We start from the raw sequence: 21,356 nt of genomic DNA on the forward strand, positions 1-21,356 counted from the left end.
CCGCAGGCGACGGCCGGGCGGCCGGGCCGGCCATTGTACGGAAGCGGCCCGGCTCGACGCGGGCGAGCGCGCTACCGCGCGCCGTCCAGGCGCGCGGCCACCCAGCGCTCGGCGTAGCCGTCCAGGCGCGCGTTCTCCAGGAAGCCGCAGTGGCCGCCCCAGCGCGCGATCTCGATGCGCAGCAGCGGGTGGTCGGGCAGCGCGCGGAAGCCGTCGGCGGGGATCACCGGGTCGTCCTCGCTGGTCAGCACGTGGGCGGGCACCTGCAGCGCGGCCAGCCGGTCGCCGGCGATGGCGTAGCCGGCGAAGTAGGCGTCCAGCGAGCCGAAATCGGTGTGCCGCAGCACCAGCCATTCGGTGAGCTCGCGCATGCCCAGGCGCAGGGTGGCGTCGTCCACCTGCAGCCGCTCGGGGAACAGGGCCCGCTTGCGCAGCAGCGACTCGCGCCACTTCTGCTCGAAGTGCCGCAGGTACAGCGGCATCCCCTCCTCCATCTTCACCAGGGTCAGCGCGGGATCGAGCACCGGGCACACCGCCGCCACCGCGGCCAGCGGCAGGCCGGCCTGCGGCGCGCGCAGCGCCAGGCGCAGGGCGAAGTTGCCGCCGAGCGAGAAACCGGCCGCAACCAGCGGCCGCGCCGGGAAGCGGCGGGCGATATCGAGCGCGGCCTGCACCACCTCGTCGATGCGGTTGGAGTGGAACAGTTCCTCGTTGAGGTGGTGGGTGGGGCCGTGGTCGCGGAAGTTCAGCCGCACCACCTCGTAGCCGCGCCGCAGCAGGTGCGCGGCGGTGAAGCGCATGTAGCTCGACTCGGTGCTGCCCTCCCAGCCGTGCAGCAGCAGCGCGAGGCCGCGCGCGCCGCCGCCGGGCGGCGCGCTGTGCAGCCCGAGCAGGCGCACGCCGTCGCCGCCGTCGAACAGGTGCTCGGTGGCGACCGCGCCGGTGGCGGCCAGCGCCTGCGCGCCGCGGCGGCGGCGCCAGGGACTGGTGCCGAGCGCGGACTGCAGGTGCGGATTGCGCAGCCAGCGCGGCGGCGCGTAGACGCCCGGGGGCGCGGACGGGCTAGCCCGCATCCGCCTCGGCCCGCTCCTGCGCGCGGCGGGGGCGCCGGCCGGGCGCCTGGCCCATCGCCTCCAGGATGCGTTCGCGCGCGACCTCGGCGATCCGCCGGCGCCCCTCGGCGTCGCCGGGCAGCACCGGCGGCAGGAACACGATGTCGGCCGAGCGCGACGGCTCGCCGAGCAGGCGCAGGAAGTTGGCCGCGAAGCTTTCGCGCGCGCCGAACGCGACCACGGTCTGCGCCTCGCCGTGCGCGCCGTAGCGCAGCGCCACCGGCTGCACCGGCACGCCCGCCTCCACCGCGGCCAGGAAGATGCGCGCGTGGAAGGGGCCGATCTCGCGGCCGTCGCGGGTGCGCCCCTCGGGGAACACGCCGACCGACCGGCCCTCGCGCAGGCGCGCGCGCATTTCCTCGAGCACGCCGCCCAGCGATTCCTGGTTGCCGCGCTGGTGGAAGATGGTCTCCCCGCGCGCGGCCAGCCAGCCGACCACCGGCCAGCCGGCGATTTCCTTCTTCGCCACGAAGCCCATCATCCGCTGGCTGTGCAGGGCGACGATGTCCACCCAGCTGACGTGGTTGGCCACGAACAGCGTGGCGCCGGGCAGCGGCGTGCCGACCCGGCGCACGCGGAAGCCGAACACCCGCATCAGCCCGCCCTGCCAGGCGCGGATCATCCGGTGGTCGAGGCGCTCGCCGCCGGCGACCCGGATCCGGCCCACCGGCAGCAGGATCGCCAGCAGCACCACCGGCAGGTGCACCAGCACGTGCCACAGCAGCAGCGGCACGCGCCAGGCGTAGCGCAGCGCGCGCGCGCCGCGACCGGCGGAGACGGCGGTAGAGGATGGGGGCTTCATCGATCGCTGCGGCCGGCCATTCAGGATTCGCCGGAAGGGGCTGCGATTATGGGCCAGAAGCGGCCGGTGCGCCGGTCGGGGCGCGTCAGCCGCCCGGCGGGCGCGGGATCACCGCCAGGGTGAGGCGCGAAATGCACACCAGTCGCCCGGCCTCGTCCTCGATGCGGATGTCCCAGACCTGGGTCTGGCGGCCGATGTGGAACGGACGCGCGGTGGCGGTGACCGTGCCGTTGCGCACCGCGCGCAGGTGGTTGGCGTTGATCTCCAGGCCGACGCAGGCACGATCCTCGTCCAGCGCGAGCATGCCGGCGGTGCTGCCGACGGTCTCGGCCAGCAGCGCCGAGGCGCCGCCGTGGAGCAGGCCGTAGGGCTGGCGGGTACGCGCATCGACCGGCATGGTCGCGCGCAGGAAGTCGGGGCCGATCTCGGTGAAGACGATGTCCAGCGGCTCCATGGCGGTGCCGCGCGACAGGGCATTGAGGGCGTCGAGATCGAGACGACGGCGGAACGGGGAGGCGGCGGGAGCCGGGGAATCTGCCTTCATCGCGACAAGATACCGGGGCCGGCCGCGTCCGGCCAGCGTCGTGCGTGCCCCGTCAGCCGATGCGGAAGCGGGAAACGGCGGAACCGGCGGCGTAGCGGCGGTGGGTGTAGCCGCTGCTGCGGCCGTAGCCCTGGCCGGAGTCGCGGACCGGGCGCTCGCGGCGCGCGGGGCTCGCCGGGACGGCGGGGGCAGGCGGAGCGGGATTGGCAGTACGCATGGCGATGGCCTCGGAGAAGGGGGGGGGCGGAACGGTTCAGGACAGGCGGAAACGCGACGCCATCGCCGGGACGGCGGCGTAGCGGGCGGCGTGGCGGTAGCCGCTGCTCTCGCCGTAGCCGACGCCGAAGTCGCGGGCGCGGCGGACGTTGCGGGGGACGGCGGACGGCGCCAGCAGGCGGGCGGCCTGGAGGGCCTGGGCGAGCAGTTCGCGGCGGGCGGAAGCGGCGTGGACGTCGTACATGGCGATCTCCTTTGGGGATGTAGTGCTGCGGTGTGCTGGTAGACTACAACACCACAACGATAAACCATGTGCCGGAAGTCATGGGATGCGGGGCACCCCTCATAAGTCGTTGTTCCGACTGGCCGAGCGGGCGCGAAAACGGCCCCCGGCACGGCGGCGGCCGTGCGGTTCGCGCGGCCGGTCCTGGATGGATGCTCGCGGCGGGGCGAAGGTTGCGGCGGGCGCAGACCCTGCGCAGGCGCCGGGCCGTCGCGTGCCCGCGCGGGGCTTCAGAGGATCGGGGCGAGCCCGGCGCCGAAGGCGGTGAAGATGCGCGTCAGCAGCGATTTCATGCCCAGGCTGACCTCGGGGAAGTCGCCGACCGGCTCGTAGCAGCGGCGGAAGCCGGGATCGTCCGGCGGCAGCGGCAGCGGGCAATCCGGGCCGGGCACGAACTCGTAGCTGGTGGCGTAGCGCACCGGCCACAGGTCGAACACCGGCAGGTGCTCGGACACCTTGGCCAGCGAGTACTCCAGCCCCGAGAACACCGGCGGCTTGTCGCGCGGCGCGATCACCCAGGAATTCTCCGGCCGCATGTCGTTGCGGATGCTGGCGGCCAGCGCCTGGGCGAAGGTCGCGTCCTCGATCACCACCGCGCTCTCGGTGTTGAGGTTGTCGCCGCGCGGGTCGAAGTTGTGGGTGCCGACCACGCCGATGCGCTCGTCGATCACCAGCGACTTGGAATGCAGGCCGATGCGCAGCCCGGCGCGGCGCAGCGGCACCGGCCGGTTCACGCCGACGCCGGCGTAGCGCAGCGCCGAGTACTCGCTTTCCAGCGGCAAGCGTTGCTGCTGGGTGCGCTGACCCGGCGGCAGCGCCGCGGACGATCCGCGCCCGGGCCGCGCGCGCGGCGAGGCGCTGGCATCGGCCGGCGGCCGTGCGCCCCGCGCCGCCGTCTGACCCGCATCGTCGCGGTGGGCGGCGTCGAGGTCGCCCAGCGCACGCGCATCGGCGTCCTCGGCCAGTCCCCAGCCCGGCGCCAGCGCGCGGGTGGCGTCGAGGTCGATCGGCGCGTTCTGCGGGAACGGCTTGTATTCGTAGATGTGGAAGCCGAAGTCGCGCAGGTAGCGGCGCTTGTACTTGAACGACATCGCGTAGGTGATGAAGGAGTCGGTCGCGGCGAGGCTGTTGGTGGAGATCGTCACCTGCGGCCCGTCGGGCCGGTCGTGCAGCGCGCGGAACATGTGCTGCGCCGGCTGCGACAGGACCAGGTAGGGCGTCTGCAGCAGCACCTCGCGCTCGGCCGATTCGATCAGCTCGCGCATGCGCCCGGTGGAAGGCGCGACGCGCTCGCTGCCGGGCCGGTGCTTGTCCGGGGTGTCGGCGATGAACTCCACCGCGCCGACCGGGATCGCGGCATCGATCAGCCGCGCCTTCAGCAGCAGCGGATCGTCGGCCTGGCGCGAGACGGCCGCGACGCGGTCGGGCGCCTCGAACGGCTCGTGCGGCATCGCCGGCGCGCCCTCGCGCAGCAGCCGCCGGCCGACGTCGCTGAGCTGGGCGACCGGCACGCTCAGCGGCGCGTGCCAGAACGCGTCGAAGTTCGACCGCATGACCCGGGTCACCGGGCCGCCGACCAGGATGTCGCGGTCGCGGAAGTTGTAGCTGGCGTCCCAGTCGAAATAGGTGTCCTGGTAGTTGCGCCCGCCGGTGACGCCGACGATGCCGTCGACCAGCAGCATCTTGTTGTGCATGCGCCGGTTGAGCTGGCGCCAGCAGCAGGCGGCGGCGGCGACGTACATCGGGTAGCTGATGCGCGCGCGGCCGAGCACCGGGTTGTAGACCTTGAGCTCGAAGTTGACGTGCGCGGCGGCCAGCGCGGCCAGGGTGTCGACGCTGCGCAGCGCCGAGAGCTGGTCCACCAGCACGCGCACGCGCACGCCGCGGCGGGCGGCCGCCAGCAGCTCGTCCAGGACCAGGTGGCCGGCGTCGTCCTCGTCGAAGATGTAGGTCTGCAGGTCGATGGTCTCGCGCGCGCTGCGGATCAGGTCCAGCCGCGCCAGCAGCGCGTCCTGGCCGTAGTCGAGCAGCAGCGCGTAGTGGCGCGGCGCCTCGGGCGCGCTGGCGACGTAGGCGCGCGAACCCAGGGCGCGCAGCGGCGAGGGCCGCGCGCAACGGGTGGCGGGGTCGTCGCAGTCCAGCGCGGTCTGCCGCGCGGCCTCGGCCACGCGCTGCGCCTCGGCGCGCTGCACCGGGCCCAGGCCCGCGCACCCCGAGGCCGCCAGCGCCAGCAGCGCGAGCAGCAGACCGCGCCCGAATGCGGTCACGGGGCGTCCGCCTCCCGGCCGCGCAGCGCGAGGCGGAATTCGACGCGCTCGCCCAGCGCGAAGCCCCAGCGGTCCATCGCGTAGTCGCCGCGATCGACGGTGCCGGCGGCCACCACCGGGCAGTCCAGCACCGGCCGCTGGCAGGCGGCCGGCTCGATGCGGAAGGTCTCGCGCCGCTGCACGCCGCGGATCTCCAGCACGCCCACCAGATCGCCGCCGGTGCGCACCAGGCCCTCGTCGAAGGGATCGGAGACGAACGCCACGTGCGGGTGGCGGCTGGCGTCGAAGAACGCCTCGCCGCGGGTCAGCCGGGTGTAGCGGGGATGATCGACGATCTCGACCTCCCGCGCGGACAGCTCCAGCCGCACCTGCTTGCGCCCGTCCTCCAGGCCGCGCACCTCGCCGCTCAGCTGCGGAAACCGCCCCTCCAGGCGCTGGCCCCAGCGCGTGCGCAACAGGAAACCGGCCTCGGAGCCGTCGGCATCGATGCGCAGCGCGCCCTGCGCGACCGCCGCCGCGGGCCAGGCCATGGGCAGCGCCAGCAGCCCGGCGCACCAGCGCGCCAGGCGGCGGCTCACGGCCACCAGAACGCCGACAGGCGCGCGCTGCCGGGCTCGATCGGCGCGCCGTCGTCCACGAATTCCAGTACCGCCACCCCCGCCGGCGGCATGCCGCGGTAATCGCCGGACTGGCCGCTGTGCAGCAGCGCGGCCAGCCGCTCCAGGCCCGGGTTGTGCCCCACCAGCAACACCCGTTCGGTGTCGCGGTAGCGCTCGAGCAGCAGCGCCAGCGCGCCGGGCGTGGCCTCGTAGATCGACGATTCCAGCCGTTGATCGACGTAGCCCACGGTGGCGAGCACCACCTCCAGCGTCTCGCGGGTGCGCCGCGCCGGCGAGCACAGCACCTGGTCGGGCACCAGCCGGCGGTCGCGCAGCCAGCGCGCGGCGGCCTCCGCCTCGGCCAGCCCGTCCGCCGACAGCGGGCGGTCCAGGTCGGACTGCCCGGGCAACGCGGCTTCGGCGTGGGCGTGGCGGAGCAGGATCAGTTCGCGCATCGGGCGGGGTCGGGGGGAAGGTTCGCGGTGGAAGGTACAGGATCGCGGCTGCGCGTTGCAGGCGGCGTCGCGCGGCGGGTCCGGGGGGCGGACGGCCGCCTCAGCCGCGGCGGGTCCACTTCAGCAGCGGCGCCCAGTCGGCCTGGTGCTCGCGGACCTGCCGCGACTGGTAGTCGAACAGGCTGCGCCCCAGCGCCACCAGCACCACGTAGGCCTGGCTGTCGCGCAGTTGCGCCACCAGCGGGTACGGCCACTGCGCCAGCAGGGCCATCGCCTGCTGCGAGGCCGTGGTCCAGGGGCGCAGGCGGTTGCCGACCAGGCCCACCCGCAGGTCGCCCTTGCGCACCCGCGGGTGCCCGGCCAGGCCGTTGAGGAAAGGCACGGTGGCGTCGATGTCCAGCGCGGAAGGCAGGACCGGCACCACCACCGCGTCGGCCCGCTCCAGCCACGGTTCCAGATCCTCGCGCATGGCGCCGGCGGCGCCGTCGATCACCACGGTCTGCGCGTCGTCCGGCACCGACTTCCACGCCTGCTTGCGCCGGCGGCTGCCGTCCACCGGCAACACCGCGCTGTCGAGCTCGGCGCGGCGTTCGGCCCAGCGGATCGACGAGCCCTGCGGGTCGGCATCGATCAGGACCGTGCGCCGGCCGGCCAGCGCCGACTCCGCCGCGAGATGGGTGGCGATGGTGGTCTTGCCCACGCCGCCCTTCGAACCGGCCACCAGGATCGTCTTCATCGCGCCCTCCGGTCAGTGCCTGCCGGCAGCGTACACCGGCTGCCGCCGCCGGGGCGACCGCGCGAGCGGGGCGGAACGTCCCGGCGCCGCTGCGCGCGGCGGCGAAACTGCTATCGTCGGTCGGGATTCGGGGGACCGCATGAGCGAACTGCAGGACCTGGTGGCGCTGATCCGCGCCGATACGCCGCTGATCGTGATCGAGACGCCGGACGAGCCCGGCGTGGTGGCCCTGTTCCGCCAGACCCTGCGCCACGTCTGGCGGGCGATGTACCGCTGGACGATCACCGAAGGGCTGCGCCGGCTGGACCTGGACCGCGAGGACGCCGCCGAGACCGCGCCCGACACCGGTGCCACCCTGCAGGCGATCCGCGGCGCGACCCAGCGCGGCGTGTACCTGCTGCTCGATTTCCACCCCTACCTGGACTACGCCGGCACCCAGCGCCAGCTGCGCGACATCCTGCAGCGGCGCGACTGCCTGCCGCACGTGATCGTGCTGGTCGGGCACCGGATCGAGCTGCCGCCCGGCCTGGAGGCCAAGGCCGTGCGCTACCGGCCGCGCCCGCCCGACGCGACCGCGCTGGCGCGGCTGGTGCGCGAGGTGGCCGAAGCCTACGCCGCCGAGCACGGCGGGCGGCGGGTGCGCACCGACGACGCGACCATCGCCCGCATCGCCGCGAACCTGCGCGGCCTGAGCCTGCCGGACGCGCGCCGCATCGCCCGCCACCTGGTGTTCGACGACGGCGCGCTCGGCGACGACGACCTGCCCCGGCTCAACCGGCTCAAGTTCGAGCTGCTCAACCGCAGCGGCCACCTGCACTACGAGTACGACACTGCCCGCTTCGCCGACGTGGCCGGCGCGCGCCGGCTCAAGCGCTGGGTCGAGCAGCGCCGGCGCGCGTTCGTCGAGGGCGACCCGCCGCCGGGCCTGGACCCGCCCAAGGGCGTGCTGCTGCTGGGCGTGCAGGGCTGCGGCAAGTCGATGCTGGCCAAGGCGGTGGCCGGGGCGCTGGGCGTGCCGCTGGTGCGGCTGGACTTCGGCGCGCTCTACGCCAAGTACCACGGCGAGACCGAGGGCAACCTGCGCACCGCGCTCGCCTCCATCGAGCAGCTCGCGCCCTGCGTGCTGTGGATCGACGAGATCGAGAAGGGGCTCGCCGCCTCCGGCGAGGACGGCGACGGCGGCGTGTCCAAGCGCGTGCTGGGCTACCTGCTGACCTGGATGGCCGAGCGCCGCTCGCGCGTGTTCCTGGTCGCCACCGCCAACCAGGTCCACGCGCTGCCGCCCGAGCTGCTGCGCAAGGGCCGCTTCGACGAGATCTTCTTCGTCGACCTGCCGGGCGCCGACGTGCGCCGCGAGGTGTTCGCGCTGCACCTGGCCGCGCGCGGCTTCGACCCGGCCGCGTTCGACCTCGAGGCGCTGGCGCAGGCTTCGGAAGGCTTCTCCGGCGCCGAGATCGAGCAGGCCATCGTCTCCGCCCTGTACGCCGCGCACGCCGCCGAAGCCTCCCTCAACGATTTCCTGCTGCGCGCCGAACTGAAGCAGTCGCGCCCGCTGTCGGTGCTGATGCGCGAGCAGGTGGACGCGCTGCGCGCCTGGGCCGCAGCGCGCACGGTGCCGGCGGACTGAGGATCCGCCGCGCACGGTCGCCATGCTGGATCGATGCGATCGCTCAGCCGCCGCAGGATCGCGCCGGCGCGTCGGCGACCGTACGGCTCAGCGCGCCGGAGGATCGAGCGGGATGCCGGCTTCGCGCAGTTGCCGCTCGTCGAGCGCGGCTTCTCGGGTGCCGGCGGGCTCGGCCATCAGCAGCGCGGCGAAGGCATCGACGCCGCCGGCGGGCCGACCGGCGCTCAGGCGACCCAGCGCCACCATCTGCCAGTCGAAGCGGCGCAGGGCGGCGAGGGCGGCGCGCCGGGCCTCGGCGTCGCGGGCGAGATCGGCGGCGAGCGCCAGGCCGACGCTCTCCAGGGCGCGGGTGTCGGCGCGCTGCAGCGCCTGCGCGGCGTGGCGGCAGTCCTCGGCCTGCACCGAACCCGGGGCCTGCCGCGCCGCGGCGGCGCAGGCCTCGGCGAATGGCGCCAGCGCAGGCACGGCCAGCGGACCGAGCAGGCCGGTGCCGTGCAGCACCGCGTAGCCGTCGAGTCCGCCGGGCTGGCCGTCGCCGCCGATCAGCGCGGCGCGCTCGGCCTCGGTGGGCGGATGGCGACGCTGCGCCTCGACCAGTACGCGCACCTGCGCGTAGAGATGGCTGTCGGCGCTGCGCGCGCGGCGCGCGGCCTCGAAGCGCGCGGGCGCATCGACGTCGCCGTGCAGCCAAGGCACCAGGTTGGCCGGTTCCAGCTGCCGCCAGCGCGCCAGCGCCGCGTCGCGGGTGCCGGCGTCGCCTTCGGGCGCCAGGGCCAGCAGCGACAGCGCCACGACGTCCGTGCCCGCGCGCTGGAGGGCCAGCGCCCGCCACTGGCGCGAAGTCGGGTCGGCGCGCGGCACGGCGGGGTCCGCAGCCGCAGCCGGCGCCGCGCTCGCCTCGCGCAGCAGCGCCGCCAGCGCCAGCCCGCGCGGCTCGCCCTCGGCGGTCAGTCGCTCGGCCAGGCGCGCGGTATAGGCGCGGTGCGCGGCCAGCTCCGCGGCATCCGCGGCGGGTGCGCCGGCGGCGCCGGCGGGCCGGTCCTGGGCCGGCGCGGACACCGGCAGCAGCAGCCATGCGGCCAACAGCCCGGCCATCGCCTTGTGGATCGTCATCGTGGTCTTCCCCCTGTTCCCGATCAGGGCCGGCGGTCAGTAGCCGGCCGCCTGCCCGTCCTTGCGCGATTCGCTGGCGCCGACCCAGCCGCCGTGCGGGTTGACCATGATCGCCTGGTAGCCGCCGTAGGGGCCGTCGGCGAACTGCACCGAGTGCCCCAGACGCATCAGCGCGCGCACGGTGGCGTAGGGGAAACCGCTCTCCAGCTCGATGCGGCCGCCGTCGGTCATCGCCCGGTTCTGGCCGACCGGCTCGGTGGAGCCGTCGTGGTGGATGCGCGGCGCATCGCCCGCCTCCTGCAGGTTCATGCCGAAGTCGATCATGTTGATCAGGATCTGCACGTGCCCCTGCGGCTGCATCGCGCCGCCCATCACCCCGAACGACAGCCACGGCCGCCCGTCCCTGGTGGCGAAGGCCGGGATGATGGTGTGGAACGGGCGCTTGCCCGGCTCGTAGCGGTTGGGATGGTCGTCGCGCAGCACGAACTGCTCGCCGCGATCCTGCAGGATGAAGCCCAGCCCCGGCGGCGCCATGCCGCTGCCCATGCCGCGGTAGTTGGACTGGATCAACGAGACCATCATGCCGTCGGCGTCGGCGGTGGTCAGGTAGATGGTGTCGCCCTCGTCGAGCTGCGCCGGCGTGCCCGGCTGCACCTCGCGCAGCGCGCGCTCCATCGAGATCAGCGCGCCGCGCTCGCGGGCGTAGTCCTTGGAGATCAGCCGCTCGACCGGCGCCGGGTGGAAGGCCGGGTCGGCGTACCAGCGCGCGCGGTCGGCGAAGGCGAGCTTCTTGGCCTCCACGAACAGGTGCACGTGCTCGGGGCTGCCGAAGCCGTAGGACGCGAGATCGTAGGGTTCGAGCAGGTTGAGGATCTGCAGCGCGGCGATGCCCTGCCCGCTGGGCGGCAGCTCCCACACGTCCACGCCGCGGTAGTTCGTGGAGACCGGATCGACCCACTCGCCGCGGTGGGCGGCCAGGTCCTCGTAGGACAGGAAGCCGTCGTTGGCGGCGAAGTAGGCGTCGATGACGCGCGCGATCTCGCCCTTGTAGAACGCGTCGCGGCCGCCGTCGGCGATCTTCTGCAAGGTGTCGGCGAGGTTGGGATTGCGCCACATCTCGCCGGTGCGCGGCGCGCGGCCGTCGATCGTGAACTGCTCGGCGAAGCCGGGCCAGCGCGACAGCCGCGGCACCGAGCGCGCCCAGTAGTGGGCGATCACCTCGTGCACGGGATGGCCCTCGCGCGCGTAGCGGATCGCCGGGGCCAAGTTCTCGGCCATCGGCCGCCGGCCGAAGCGCGCGTGCAGCGCGAACCAGCCGTCCACCGCGCCCGGCACGGTGACCGGCAGCGGGCCGTGCGAGGGGATCTCGGTGAGGCCGCGACGGCGGAACTCCTCGAGCGTCAGCGAACGCGGCGAACGGCCGGAGCCGTTGTAGCCGTGCAGGCGCTGCGTGGCCGGGTCCCAGACGATGGCGAACAGGTCGCCGCCGATGCCGTTGCCGGTGGGCTCCATCAGGCCCAGCGCGGCGTTGGCGGCGATGGCCGCATCCACGGCGGAGCCGCCGGCCTTCATGACGTCGAGCGCGATCTGGGTGGCCAGCGGGTGCGAAGTGGCCGCCATCGCGTGCGGCGCATAGACCTCGCTGCGGGTGGCGAAGGTCTCGCCGGAGATGCGGTCGGCGGCGACCGCCGGCAGGGACAGGGACAGCAGCAAGGCCGCGGCGGCGCGGAGACGGCTCGGAGACATCGGGACTCGGACGGCGGACGAAACGACCGTCACGATACCAAGCCGGGCGCCCGTCGGGCGGTGCGCCGCCGCGAGCCCCAGGCCGTACCGGCCTTCAGCGAGCGAAAGCACCTACCCCCGCAAGCGGGGGGCACTCTGTTTTTCCCTTCCCCCGCAAGCGGGGGGGCATCCTGCTTTTTCCTTCCCCCACAAGCGGGGGAAGGTGCCGAAGGCGGATGGGGGCACGCGCGGGAGAAGGAACAACATGCGCCCGCTTGCGGGAGAAGGGATGACATGAGCCCGCTCGCGGGAGAAGGGACGATATGCGCCCGCTTGCGATACACCCTAGGGTCGGTCCCGGATTGCGGCGTCGCGCACCGGCGCGGCAAGGTCGCGGCAGGGATCCGAACGGGACGCCAGCATGGCCCTGACCATTTCCGACGGCGGCAGCGTCTCGAGGCTGCAGCCGCCTCCGCCCGAGCCCCCGCCCCATGCGCCGGCGCAGGTGCCGCGGCACGCGCCGTACCAGGGCGGCTACCGCGCGGAGATCAGCTACCCCCCCCAACTGGCCGCGATCGTCGGCGGCGCGGCGCCGCAATGCGGCCCCGCGGCGCCGACGCCCTACGGGCCGGGCGGGTTCTCCAGCTATGTCGCCGGCACCCAGGCCCGCGAGCTGGACGTCGACTTCATGCGCATGTCCTACGCCACCTACGACGACGGCCCGCAGACGGTCTGCGGCTGGACCGAGGTCGGCCAGGACGAGCTGGAGGCGCTGGGCTGGAACGCCGACGTGCGGCTGGACGTGCCCGGCAGCCAGTTCCGCGCCGAGGTGTTCACCGACGGCCAGGGCAACTACGTCCTGGCCTACCGCGGCACCCAGGCCGAGGGCGCGCCGCTGACCGGGCCGGACTGGGAGACCAACTACGCGCAGGGCGCGGGCCTGGAGACCGACGAGTTCGACCGCCTCGCGCCGCAGGTCGCGCAGGAATTCCTGGAGACGCTGGGCCGGTACGGCGCGGACGGCGAGGTCGCCAACCTGGCCATCACCGGCCACTCGCAGGGCGGCGGGCTAGCCACGGTGGGCTCCATCGTCACCGGCATCCCGGCGGTGACCTTCGATGCCTCGGGCGTCCATCCCGACACCTTCGATCGCCTGGGCATCGACATCGCCGCCGCGCGCGAGACCGCCGCCGACGGCCAGATCCGCCGCTACTCGATGTTCGAGGACGTGCTGACCCAGCTGCAGGAGGCCTTCCCGCCGACCGCGCCGATGATGCCCGACGCGCTCGGCGCGCCGATCGTGGTGCGGCCGGAGGGCGAGCTCGACCGCAGCCTGGTGGAGCGCGCGCTCGACTACGCCGGCGCGCCCGACTGGCTCGATCCCGCCCTGATCGACGGCATCCCCGTGGTCCGCGACGTGGTGCGCGCGGCGATCAGCCACGAGCAGCAACTCATGATCGACACGATGCTGCAGCAGCAGCCGTGGCAGGCCGGCTACGAGAACCCCAGCACGCCCATCCGCGATCTGCTGGGCGCCATCCCCGACGCCATGCAGGACGACTACGCGCGCAACGTCGGCGACTTCGCGCGCGATGTGACCGGCGTGGTCGACGGCGCCTACGCGCGCGGCGACTACGTCGAGGGCACCGCCCGGATCGTCGGCGACTTCGGCGAGGGCTTCTTCAACTCCGCCGGTGACACCGTGGACGGCCTGGCCGATGCCGCCGCCGGCGGGATCGAGCACGGCAGCGCCGACGCGGCGCAGGGCATCCGCGACCTCGGCTGGGGCGGCTTCGGCGAGTTCGCCGCCGGCGTGGTCGAGGGCGGCGGCGGCGCGGTCGCCACCGGCGCGGACCGCCTGGGCGACGGCGTCGAGGCGCTCACCGACGTCGTGGGCCAGGGCGTCGAGACGCTGGCCGACGGCGTCGGCGACGTCGGCCAGCGCATTGTCGACTTCTTCCGATAGGCCCCCGCCGGGCGGCGGCCCTGCCGTCGCCATGGCCCGCGCCCCGGCGTGGCAGAATCCGGCCGTGAAGACGTCCTGGCCTTCCGCGGTGCTGTTGGCCGCCACCCTCGCCACGGCCTCCTGCCACGGGAGCTCCATGCAGACCGGTCCGTTCACCGATGCCGCCACCGCCCGTCTCGCCGATGCGGTGGAGGCGGGAGACGCCTACGTCGTGCGCACCCTGCTGTCGGAAGGGGGCGACCCCGATGCCGCCGGCGAGGGCGGGCTGAACCTGCTGCAGCACGCGATCTTCAAGCGGAGCCCGGAGGGGCTGGAGGCGCTGCTCGCCGCTGGCGCCGACCCCAACCGGCCCGGCTACGGCGGCAGCACCGCCATGCACACCGCCGCGCTGGTGGACGACCCGCGCTACCTCGACCTGCTGCTGGCGCACCGCGGCGACCCCGACGTCCGCCACGCCCGCAACGGCGAGACGCCGCTGGCGCAGGCCGTGGGCCCGCGGACCGACGCCACCTTCCGGCGCCTGCTGGCCGCCGGCGCCGACCCCAACCTCGCCGACGGCACCGGCAACACGCCCCTGCACCGCGCGGCCATGATCAACGCCGGCGCCCACGTGCTGGCGCTGCTCGAGGCCGGCGCCCACCCGCAGGCGCGCAACGCCCAGGACGCGAGCTTCCAGCGCTACTACTTCCGCATCCCGGACAACGTCCTCAGCGCGCGCGCGCGCGCCGAGCGCGCCGCGATCGTCGCCTGGCTGCGCGCCCACGAGGTGCCGCTGGAGGCGGGCACCGGGGGCTGAACCCGCGGCGGCGCCGGTCCGACCGACTCGGGTACGCCCTAGCTGCGCGCTGGTGTCCGCCCCGCTAACGTGGCGCGAAGGGAATTCAGCGTGGGAGCGAGGCCATGACCGTCCATCTCGACAATGCGTCGATCCTCCAGCGTTACCAGCTGCCGCCCCACTTGCTGCAGCCCGTCCAGGGCCAGCCGGCGCAAGCGCCGCAGGTGCCGTTCGCGGATCAGGTGCGGGGACAGGATCCCCAGCCCGGCATCGACAAGGATCTGGCGCTGCTGTCGCAGGACGTCTACCAGACCGACGCCTCGGGCCCGATCGGCGCGGCCGGGTGGACCCGGGTCGAGCACCTGCCGCCCGGCATCACCACGCCCCTGCAGAGCGACGCCAGCGGCTTCCAGGCGCAGATCTACACCGACGGCAACGGCAACTACGCGCTGGCCTTCGCCGGCACCGAGTTCACCAGCGGCGCGGACTGGCTCGCCAACCTCGGCCAGGGCCTCGGCTTCGAGACCGCGCAGTACCGCGATGCGATGGCGCTGGCGCAGGAGGCGTCCGCGGAGTGGGGCGACAACCTGGTCATCACCGGGCATTCGCTCGGCGGCGGCCTGGCCTCCGCCGCGTCGCTGGCGACCGGCAACCCGGCGGTCACGTTCAACGCCGCGGGCCTCAGCGACCAGACCCTGCGCGACCTGGGCTTCACGCCCAACGGCGCGCGCGAACTCGCCGCCGACGGACAGGTCCGCCGCTACACGGTGGAGAACGACATCCTGACCGCAGTGCAGCAGAACGGCTCGCCGCTGCCCGATGCGCTCGGGCATCAGCTGCAGCTCGAGAACACCCACTTCATCAAGGACCCCATCCGCGCCCACATGATGGATGCGGTGCTCAACGGGCTCGACGCCGGCGATCCGACCGTGGTCGAGCGCACGCCGCTGGATCGGGCCATCGAGCGCCCGGGCGAGGCGGCGCTGGATCTCGCCGGAAACGCGCTGCGCGAAGGCGGCGGGCTGATCGCCGACACGCTCGGCGACGGCGGCGAACTGCTCGCCGACCTTGGCGATTCCGGCCGCGATCTGCTCGACGGCCGGCCGATCGACGCCGTCGCCGGCGGCGTGGGCGACACGGTCGAGTTCGCCCTGCAGGGCAGCGGCAATCTCGCCAACCGGACCTTGTCGCTGGCCGGCGACACCGTCAATGCCGCCGGCAACCTGGCCGGCGGCCTCGTCCGCGACCTCGGCGAGCTGGTGGGCCTGAAGGACGCCGGCAACACCGCCGGCGGCTGGATCGAGAACGGCACCCAGTGGCTGGGCGACGGGCTCGACACCCTCGGCGGCTGGGCCGAGAGCGGCCTGGACACCGTGGGCGGCTGGGCGAGCGACGGCCTGAACACCGCCGGGGAATGGGCCCAGGACCGCTGGAACGACTTCAAGGCGAGCAACTGGAATCCCGGCAACTGGTTCTGATCCGCGAAGGCGGCGAACCCGCCGGGCGCGATCGTCGCGCTGCCGCGAGCGGGTGATCCGTACCATCGCCGTCGTCCACCGCGCCCGCCCCCTCCCCCATGAGCCGCCTTCCCCATCGCCGCCCCGTATCCTCCGCCCGGCGCCGGGCCTGGGCGCTGGTCGCCTCGTTTATGCTGGTATCGGGCGTGGCCTGCGCCCGACAGGGAGCCCCGTCCGTGGATGCGAACCAAGTCTTCTCCGATCCCCGCGTCGCCGAACTGGCCGATGCCGCCGCCCGGGGCGAATCCGGCGCGGTGCGCAGCCTGGCGGAGCAAGGCGTGCCGCTGGACGCGCGAGGCGATCGCGACGTCACCCTCCTGCAGTACGCCCTGCTCAACCAGTCGCTGTCCGGTCTCCAGGCCCTGCTCGAAGCCGGTGCCGACCCCGCGCAGCCCGGCATCGATGGCGATACCGTGGTCCACCTGGCCGCGATGGCGGACGATCCGCGCTACCTGGCGCTGCTGCTGCGCGAAGGCGCCGACGCCGATGCGCGCAACCCGCGGACCGGCGCCACGCCGCTGTTCTCCGCCCTGCGCGGCAAGCGCGAACCCCAGCTCGAGGCGCTGCTGGCCGCCGGCGCCGATCCCAACGCCGAGGACAGCGGCGGCAACACGCCGCTGCATCAGGCCGGCAAGTACAACGATCCCGGCCATGCGCTGAAGCTGCTCGAGGCCGGCGCGGATCCGACGCGCCGCAACGTCCAGGGCGCGACCTTCCAGCGCTTCCTCTTCAAGGCCAACGAGGCTGCGCTGAGCGTCGCCGCGAAGCGCGACCGCGAGGCGGTGCGCGCCTGGCTGCGCGCGCACGACATCGCGATCGAGGACGCCGGCTGAGCGGCCTCAGGGCCAGCCTGGCGGATCCTCCGCCCACGCCGCGCGTACCTCGGCCAGGGTGGCGCGCTCGTCGTCGCGCCAGCCGGGCAGCAGCGCCGGCCAGTGCGCGGCGTCCGGCCAGCGGTCGGGATAGGTCCGCACCGCGGCGGCGAACCAGGCGACCGCCTCGTCGCGGCGGCCGAGCCGCCACAGCGCCATCGCCAGCGTCGGCGGCAGCCAGTCGGGGGCGATGAAGCGCCCGTCCATCAGGCCCGCCCAGTGTTCGAGCGCGGCCTCGGTCTCGCCCAGCCGCAGCAGATCCCAGCCGTAGTTCCACTGGATCGTCTGCCGGTGCGCGCTGCGCGGCGCGGTGGCGTCCAGCGCCTGCCGGTACAGCGCGCGGCCGGTGTCGGTGCGGCCCTGGGCGATGGCCAGGTGCGCGAGCTGGGCGGCGGCGAGCGCGGCGTTGCGGTGGCCGCGCTCCATCATGCGCGCCATCCGCTGCATCGCGGCCTCGTCCTCGCCCTCCACCACCCGGATCGGCCGGGCGACCGCATCCTCGTCGAAATAGAACTCCCGGATCGCCGGGACGGCCTGCGCCTGCACCGCGCCGCACAGCAGCCACAGCGCCAGGCCCACGATCGCGCGAAACCCCATCGTCCTCTCCCCCGTTGGCGTCGCGCCGCATTCTAGCGGCACGGCGCCGGGGCGCCGGGGCGCCCGGGGGGCCGCTGATACAATCGCGCCCGGTTTTCCGGCCGTTCCGGCCGCCGAACCCGTCCCGGCCGCCGCCCGGCGGCCGCGCCATCCGGCAATCCCGCCATGGCCCGCCAGCGCCGCGCGCGCAAGCCCGAACGACGTCCGCCATGACCAGCACCGCCGAACTGTCCTCGCCCGATTCCGCCGGCACCGCGCTCACCCGCGGCGCGGTCGATCCCGACTACACCCTGGACCACAAGTACACCCGCACCCAGGGGCGCATCTACCTGTCCGGCGTACAGGCGCTGGTGCGGCTGCCGCTGATGCAGCACCTGCGCGACCAGGCCGCCGGGCTGAACACGGCCGGCTTCGTCTCCGGCTACCGCGGCTCGCCGCTGGGCGGCTTCGACCTGGAGCTGTGGCGCGCGCGCAAGCACCTGGAAGCGGCGCGGGTGAAGTTCCAGCCCGGCCTCAACGAGGACCTGGGCGCGACGATGGTCTGGGGCACCCAGCAGACCGGACTGTTCCCGGGCGCGAAGGTCGAGGGCGTGTACGCGATGTGGTACGGCAAGGGCCCGGGCGTGGACCGCAGCGGCGACGTGTTCAAGCACGCCAACGCCGCCGGCACGAATCCCCGCGGCGGCGTGCTGGCGCTGGCCGCCGACGACCACGCCTGCCGCTCGTCCACCCTGCCGCACGGCTCGGAGGGCGAGTTCACCAGCGCGATGATGCCCATCCTCAACCCGGCCGGAGTGCAGGACATCCTCGACATGGGCCTGCTGGGCTGGGCGATGAGCCGCTACACCGGCCGCTGGGTGGGCTTCAAGACCATCGCCGAGACCGTGGAGTCCTCGGCCTCGGTGGAGGTGGATCCGTTCGCGCTGGAGATCGCCACGCCCGGGGACTTCGAGCTGCCGCCGGGGGGCTTGAACATCCGCTGGCCGGACCCGCCGATGGAGCAGGAGATGCGCCTGCACCGCTACGCGGTGAAGGCCGCGCAGGCGTTCGCGCGCGCCAACCGGATCGACCGCGTGGTGATCAACTCGCCCAACGCGCGGCTGGGCATCGTCACCACCGGCAAGAGCTACCTCGACGTGCTGCAGGCGCTGGAATACCTGGGCCTGGACGCGCGCGCCTGCGCGGAACTGGGCATCCGCGTCTACAAGGTCGGCATGACCTGGCCGCTGGAGCCGGTGGGCATCCGCGCCTTCGCGCGGGGGCTGGAGGACATCCTCGTCGTCGAGGAGAAGCACGCCTTCATCGAGAGCCAGATGAAGGAGCTGTTCTACAACTTCGAGGGCCGACGGCCGTCGATCGTCGGCAAGTACGACGAGGACGGGCACTGGATCCTGCCCTCCACCGGCGAGCTGACCCCGGCCACCATCGCGGCGGTGATGGCGCGCCGCATCCAGAAGTTCCACGACTCCGAGCGCATCCGCGAGACCCTGCGCTGGATGGAGCGCAAGGAAAGCGCGCTGGCGCTTCCGCGCGCGCAGTTCCCGCGGGTGCCGCACTACTGCTCGGGCTGCCCGCACAACACCAGCACCCGGGTGCCGGAAGGCTCGCGCGCGCAGGGCGGCATCGGCTGCCACTACATGGTCACCTGGATGGACCGCCGCACCGACACCTACACCCACATGGGCGGCGAAGGCGTCACCTGGGCCGGGCAGGCGGCCTTCACCGAAACCCCGCACATCTTCCAGAACCTCGGCGACGGCACCTACTTCCATTCCGGCTCGCTGGCGATCCGCCAGGCGATCGCCGCCCAGGTCAACATCACCTACAAGATCCTCTACAACGACGCGGTCGCGATGACCGGCGGCCAGCCGGTGGACGGCACCCTGACCGTGCCCGACATCGCCCACCAGATGCGCGCCGAGGGCGTGCGCACGATCGTGGTGGTCAGCGACGACATCGCCAAGTGGTCGAAGCCCGAGATCTTTCCCGATGGCGTGGAGTTCCACGACCGCAAGGATCTCGATGCCGTGCAGCGGCGCCTGCGCGAGGTGCCGGGCGTCTCGATCCTGATCTACGACCAGACCTGCGCCACCGAGAAGCGCCGCCGGCGCAAGCGCGGCAAGCTGCCGGACCCGGCCAAGCGCGTGTTCGTCAACACGCTGGTGTGCGAGGGCTGCGGCGACTGCGGGCAGAAGAGCTTCTGCGTCTCGGTGCTGCCGCAGGAGACCGAGTTCGGCCGCAAGCGCGCGATCGACCAGTCCAACTGCAACAAGGACTACAGCTGCGTCGAGGGCTTCTGCCCCAGCTTCGTCACCGTGCACGGCGGCAAGCCGCGCAAGGGCCGCAAGGTGGACGCCGCCGAGCGCCTGGCCGCGCTGCCGCAGCCGGTCTTCGCCAGCGATCTCTCGCAGCCCTGGAACATCCTCATCACCGGCGTCGGCGGCACCGGCGTGGTCACCATCGGCGCCCTGCTCGGCATGGCCGGGCACCTGGAAGGGCTCGGCTCGACGGTGCTGGACCAGACCGGGCTGGCGCAGAAGGGCGGCGCGGTGACCACCCACATCCGCTTCGCCCGCACCCCGGCCGACCTGCACGCGGTGCGCATCGCCGCCGGCGAGGCCGACCTGGTGCTCGGCTGCGACATGGTGGTGGTCAACGACTACTGGGCGCTGTCGAAGATCCGCGAGGGCCGCACCCGGGTGGTGCTCAACAGTTACGAAGCGATGCCCGGCAGCTTCACCACCCAGCCGGACCTGCGCTTCCCCGCCGCCGAGATCGTCGATGCGGTGCGCACCGCGCTCGGCGGCGAGGCCGCCGCCGGCGACGCGCTCGACGTCATCGACGCCACCCGGCTGGCCACCGCGCTGATGGGCGACGCGATCGCCGCCAACCTGTTCATGCTGGGCTACGCCTGGCAACGCGGCTGGGTGCCGCTGTCGTTCGAGGCGCTGATGCGCGCGATCGAGCTCAACGGCGCCGCGGTGGAGATGAACAAGACCGCCTTCGCCTGGGGCCGCCTGGCCGCGGTCGATCCCGCCGCGGTGCGCGAGGCTGCCGGCATCGAGCCCGCGCCGCGCTCCCCCGGCGATGTCCCGCACGTGCTCGAAGCGCTGCCGCCGGGCGAGTGGGAAGGCCACGAATGGGGCGCCAACGCCGCGCCCAAAGGGACGATGGCGGCCGCAGGCCGCGCACCGATGCCCCTCTCACGCCCTGCGGGAGAGGGGAGGACCATCGGCGGAGCCGATGGTGGGGTGAGGGCGACCGAAAGCGACAACGTCGCCTTCCTGCCCCTGGACGACCTGCGCCTGTCGCGCTCGCTCGACGAGGCCATCGCCCGCCGCGTCGCCTTCCTCACCGACTACCAGAACGCGAAGTACGCGCGCCGCTACGCCGGCTTCGTCGAGCGCGTGCGCAAGGCCGAGGCCGAGCGCGTCCCCGGCTCCACCGCGCTGACCGAGGCGGTGGCGCGCTACTTCTTCAAGCTGATGGCCTACAAGGACGAATACGAAGTCGCGCGGCTGTACACCAGCGGCGAGTTCCGTCGCCGGTTGGAACAGCAGTTCGAGGGCGACTACACCCTGCGCTTCCACCTCGCCCCGCCGCTGCTGGCGAAAAAGAACGATCGGGGCGAGCTGCAGAAGCGCGAGTACGGCCCCTGGGTGCTCAAGGCGTTCGGCCTGCTGGCCCGGCTGCGCGGCCTGCGCGGCACCCCGCTGGACGTGTTCGGCTACACCGCCGAGCGCAGGATGGAACGCCGGCTGATCGCCGACTACGAGGCGACCGTGGGCGGGCTGCTGGAGCGGCTGGACGCCGGCAACGTGGCCCTGGCCGCCGAGATCGCCGGCATCCCCGAGCGCATCCGCGGCTACGGCCACGTCAAGGAGGCCCACCTGCAAAGCGCCAAGGCGCGCGAGGCCGAACTGCTGCGACAGTGGAACGACCCGCTGCGGGTGGTGGCGCCGGCGCCGGCGCAGGCCGCCTGACCGCCGGGACGCCGGACGCCGGGACACGCGCCGCACCGGCACGAACCGGGGCCGGCGCGTCGGTCCGGAATCAATACCTTTATCTATTCACAATGATCCGATCATCGGCGCCGAATCCTTTCTATTTGGACGAGATTCCTCGCCTTCGCCCTTGACTATCCATTCAA

18 protein-coding genes are annotated in these 21,356 nt (G+C 73.6%); 6 read left to right on the forward strand and 12 right to left on the reverse strand.

Features of this window, described 5'->3' with window-relative positions; all coding sequences use genetic code 11:
- Positions 1-71 precede the first annotated feature (71 nt).
- The 9 genes from Z164_RS0117765 to Z164_RS0117805 form a co-directional block, all read right to left on the reverse strand.
- Positions 72-1,073, reverse strand: a complete 1,002-nt coding sequence (locus Z164_RS0117765) for a YheT family hydrolase (protein ID WP_024892024.1) — start codon at positions 1,071-1,073, stop codon at positions 72-74.
- Positions 1,063-1,914: a lysophospholipid acyltransferase family protein gene (locus Z164_RS0117770; protein ID WP_024892025.1), complete on the reverse strand. Its 852-nt coding sequence runs from the start codon at positions 1,912-1,914 to the stop codon at positions 1,063-1,065. Before Z164_RS0117770 ends, Z164_RS0117765 begins: the two co-directional genes overlap by 11 nt.
- Before the next feature lie 85 nt (positions 1,915-1,999).
- Positions 2,000-2,458 carry a hotdog fold thioesterase gene (locus Z164_RS0117775; RefSeq protein ID WP_024892026.1) on the reverse strand — a complete coding sequence of 153 codons (459 nt, stop codon included), beginning with the start codon at positions 2,456-2,458 and terminating at the stop codon, positions 2,000-2,002.
- 52 nt (positions 2,459-2,510) lie between these two features.
- Positions 2,511-2,675 carry a hypothetical protein gene (locus Z164_RS22880; RefSeq protein ID WP_160170702.1) on the reverse strand — a complete coding sequence of 55 codons (165 nt, stop codon included), beginning with the start codon at positions 2,673-2,675 and terminating at the stop codon, positions 2,511-2,513.
- Between the two features lie 36 nt (positions 2,676-2,711).
- Positions 2,712-2,918 carry a hypothetical protein gene (locus Z164_RS0117785; RefSeq protein ID WP_024892027.1) on the reverse strand — a complete coding sequence of 69 codons (207 nt, stop codon included), beginning with the start codon at positions 2,916-2,918 and terminating at the stop codon, positions 2,712-2,714.
- 269 nt (positions 2,919-3,187) lie between these two features.
- Positions 3,188-5,224, reverse strand: coding sequence for a phospholipase D family protein (locus Z164_RS0117790; RefSeq protein ID WP_024892028.1), 2,037 nt, complete (start codon positions 5,222-5,224; stop codon positions 3,188-3,190).
- A complete protein-coding gene (locus tag Z164_RS0117795; protein ID WP_024892029.1) occupies positions 5,221-5,802 on the reverse strand; it encodes a YceI family protein in 582 nt (193 codons plus the stop codon). The genes Z164_RS0117790 and Z164_RS0117795 overlap by 4 nt, the downstream gene beginning before the upstream one ends.
- A complete protein-coding gene (locus Z164_RS0117800; protein WP_024892030.1) occupies positions 5,799-6,278 on the reverse strand; it encodes a SixA phosphatase family protein in 480 nt (159 codons plus the stop codon). The genes Z164_RS0117795 and Z164_RS0117800 overlap by 4 nt, the downstream gene beginning before the upstream one ends.
- Before the next feature lie 100 nt (positions 6,279-6,378).
- Positions 6,379-7,014: a ParA family protein gene (locus tag Z164_RS0117805; RefSeq protein WP_024892031.1), complete on the reverse strand. Its 636-nt coding sequence runs from the start codon at positions 7,012-7,014 to the stop codon at positions 6,379-6,381.
- A 139-nt stretch (positions 7,015-7,153) separates the two neighbouring features.
- Between Z164_RS0117805 and Z164_RS0117810 the strand changes: the two genes are divergently transcribed.
- A complete protein-coding gene (locus Z164_RS0117810) occupies positions 7,154-8,641 on the forward strand; it encodes an AAA family ATPase (RefSeq protein WP_024892032.1) in 1,488 nt (495 codons plus the stop codon).
- Positions 8,642-8,728: 87 nt separating this feature from the next.
- Here Z164_RS0117810 and Z164_RS0117815 read toward each other — a convergent pair whose 3' ends face one another.
- Positions 8,729-9,754, reverse strand: a complete 1,026-nt coding sequence (locus Z164_RS0117815) for a hypothetical protein (protein WP_024892033.1) — start codon at positions 9,752-9,754, stop codon at positions 8,729-8,731.
- 36 nt (positions 9,755-9,790) lie between these two features.
- A complete protein-coding gene (gene ggt, locus Z164_RS0117820; protein WP_024892034.1) occupies positions 9,791-11,500 on the reverse strand; it encodes a gamma-glutamyltransferase in 1,710 nt (569 codons plus the stop codon).
- A gap of 400 nt (positions 11,501-11,900) precedes the next feature.
- Here ggt and Z164_RS0117825 point away from each other — a divergent pair, with 400 nt between their 5' ends.
- The 4 genes from Z164_RS0117825 (at position 11,901) to Z164_RS0117840 (ending at position 16,570) form a co-directional block, all read left to right on the forward strand.
- Positions 11,901-13,445 (forward strand): Tle-like phospholipase domain-containing protein, encoded by a 1,545-nt coding sequence (locus Z164_RS0117825; RefSeq protein WP_024892035.1) that lies wholly within the window; start codon positions 11,901-11,903, stop codon positions 13,443-13,445.
- A gap of 64 nt (positions 13,446-13,509) precedes the next feature.
- Positions 13,510-14,241: an ankyrin repeat domain-containing protein gene (locus tag Z164_RS0117830; protein ID WP_043690833.1), complete on the forward strand. Its 732-nt coding sequence runs from the start codon at positions 13,510-13,512 to the stop codon at positions 14,239-14,241.
- 104 nt (positions 14,242-14,345) lie between these two features.
- Positions 14,346-15,698, forward strand: coding sequence for a Tle-like phospholipase domain-containing protein (locus tag Z164_RS21545; RefSeq protein WP_024892037.1), 1,353 nt, complete (start codon positions 14,346-14,348; stop codon positions 15,696-15,698).
- Positions 15,699-15,913: 215 nt separating this feature from the next.
- The gene (locus Z164_RS0117840) at positions 15,914-16,570 is read left to right on the forward strand and encodes an ankyrin repeat domain-containing protein (protein ID WP_024892038.1); all 657 of its coding nucleotides are present in this window, start codon (positions 15,914-15,916) and stop codon (positions 16,568-16,570) included.
- A 6-nt stretch (positions 16,571-16,576) separates the two neighbouring features.
- Here the strand turns inward: Z164_RS0117840 and Z164_RS0117845 are convergent, their stop codons facing one another.
- On the reverse strand, positions 16,577-17,206 hold the full coding sequence (locus Z164_RS0117845; protein WP_024892039.1) for a tetratricopeptide repeat protein: 630 nt from the start codon (positions 17,204-17,206) through the stop codon (positions 16,577-16,579).
- Between the two features lie 209 nt (positions 17,207-17,415).
- Between Z164_RS0117845 and Z164_RS0117850 the strand changes: the two genes are divergently transcribed.
- A complete protein-coding gene (locus tag Z164_RS0117850) occupies positions 17,416-21,189 on the forward strand; it encodes an indolepyruvate ferredoxin oxidoreductase family protein (protein ID WP_024892040.1) in 3,774 nt (1,257 codons plus the stop codon).
- Positions 21,190-21,356 lie beyond the last annotated feature (167 nt).

The sequence above is a fragment of the Luteimonas huabeiensis HB2 genome (assembly GCF_000559025.1).
Taxonomy (GTDB): Bacteria; Pseudomonadota; Gammaproteobacteria; order Xanthomonadales; family Xanthomonadaceae; genus Luteimonas; species Luteimonas huabeiensis.

What these genes read in the sequence shown, in the direction of transcription:
- Z164_RS0117765 (WP_024892024.1), bottom strand. Translation starts at nt 1,073, where the DNA reads ATGCGGGCTAGCCCGTCCGCGCCCCCGGGCGTCTACGCGCCGCCGCGC.
- Z164_RS0117770 (WP_024892025.1), bottom strand. Translation starts at nt 1,914, where the DNA reads ATGAAGCCCCCATCCTCTACCGCCGTCTCCGCCGGTCGCGGCGCGCGC.
- Z164_RS0117775 (WP_024892026.1), bottom strand. Translation starts at nt 2,458, where the DNA reads ATGAAGGCAGATTCCCCGGCTCCCGCCGCCTCCCCGTTCCGCCGTCGT.
- Z164_RS22880 (WP_160170702.1), bottom strand. Translation starts at nt 2,675, where the DNA reads ATGCGTACTGCCAATCCCGCTCCGCCTGCCCCCGCCGTCCCGGCGAGC.
- Z164_RS0117785 (WP_024892027.1), bottom strand. Translation starts at nt 2,918, where the DNA reads ATGTACGACGTCCACGCCGCTTCCGCCCGCCGCGAACTGCTCGCCCAG.
- Z164_RS0117800 (WP_024892030.1), bottom strand. Translation starts at nt 6,278, where the DNA reads ATGCGCGAACTGATCCTGCTCCGCCACGCCCACGCCGAAGCCGCGTTG.
- Z164_RS0117805 (WP_024892031.1), bottom strand. Translation starts at nt 7,014, where the DNA reads ATGAAGACGATCCTGGTGGCCGGTTCGAAGGGCGGCGTGGGCAAGACC.
- Z164_RS0117810 (WP_024892032.1), top strand. Translation starts at nt 7,154, where the DNA reads ATGAGCGAACTGCAGGACCTGGTGGCGCTGATCCGCGCCGATACGCCG.
- Z164_RS0117815 (WP_024892033.1), bottom strand. Translation starts at nt 9,754, where the DNA reads ATGACGATCCACAAGGCGATGGCCGGGCTGTTGGCCGCATGGCTGCTG.
- ggt (WP_024892034.1), bottom strand. Translation starts at nt 11,500, where the DNA reads ATGTCTCCGAGCCGTCTCCGCGCCGCCGCGGCCTTGCTGCTGTCCCTG.
- Z164_RS0117825 (WP_024892035.1), top strand. Translation starts at nt 11,901, where the DNA reads ATGGCCCTGACCATTTCCGACGGCGGCAGCGTCTCGAGGCTGCAGCCG.
- Z164_RS21545 (WP_024892037.1), top strand. Translation starts at nt 14,346, where the DNA reads ATGACCGTCCATCTCGACAATGCGTCGATCCTCCAGCGTTACCAGCTG.
- Z164_RS0117845 (WP_024892039.1), bottom strand. Translation starts at nt 17,206, where the DNA reads ATGGGGTTTCGCGCGATCGTGGGCCTGGCGCTGTGGCTGCTGTGCGGC.
- Z164_RS0117850 (WP_024892040.1), top strand. Translation starts at nt 17,416, where the DNA reads ATGACCAGCACCGCCGAACTGTCCTCGCCCGATTCCGCCGGCACCGCG.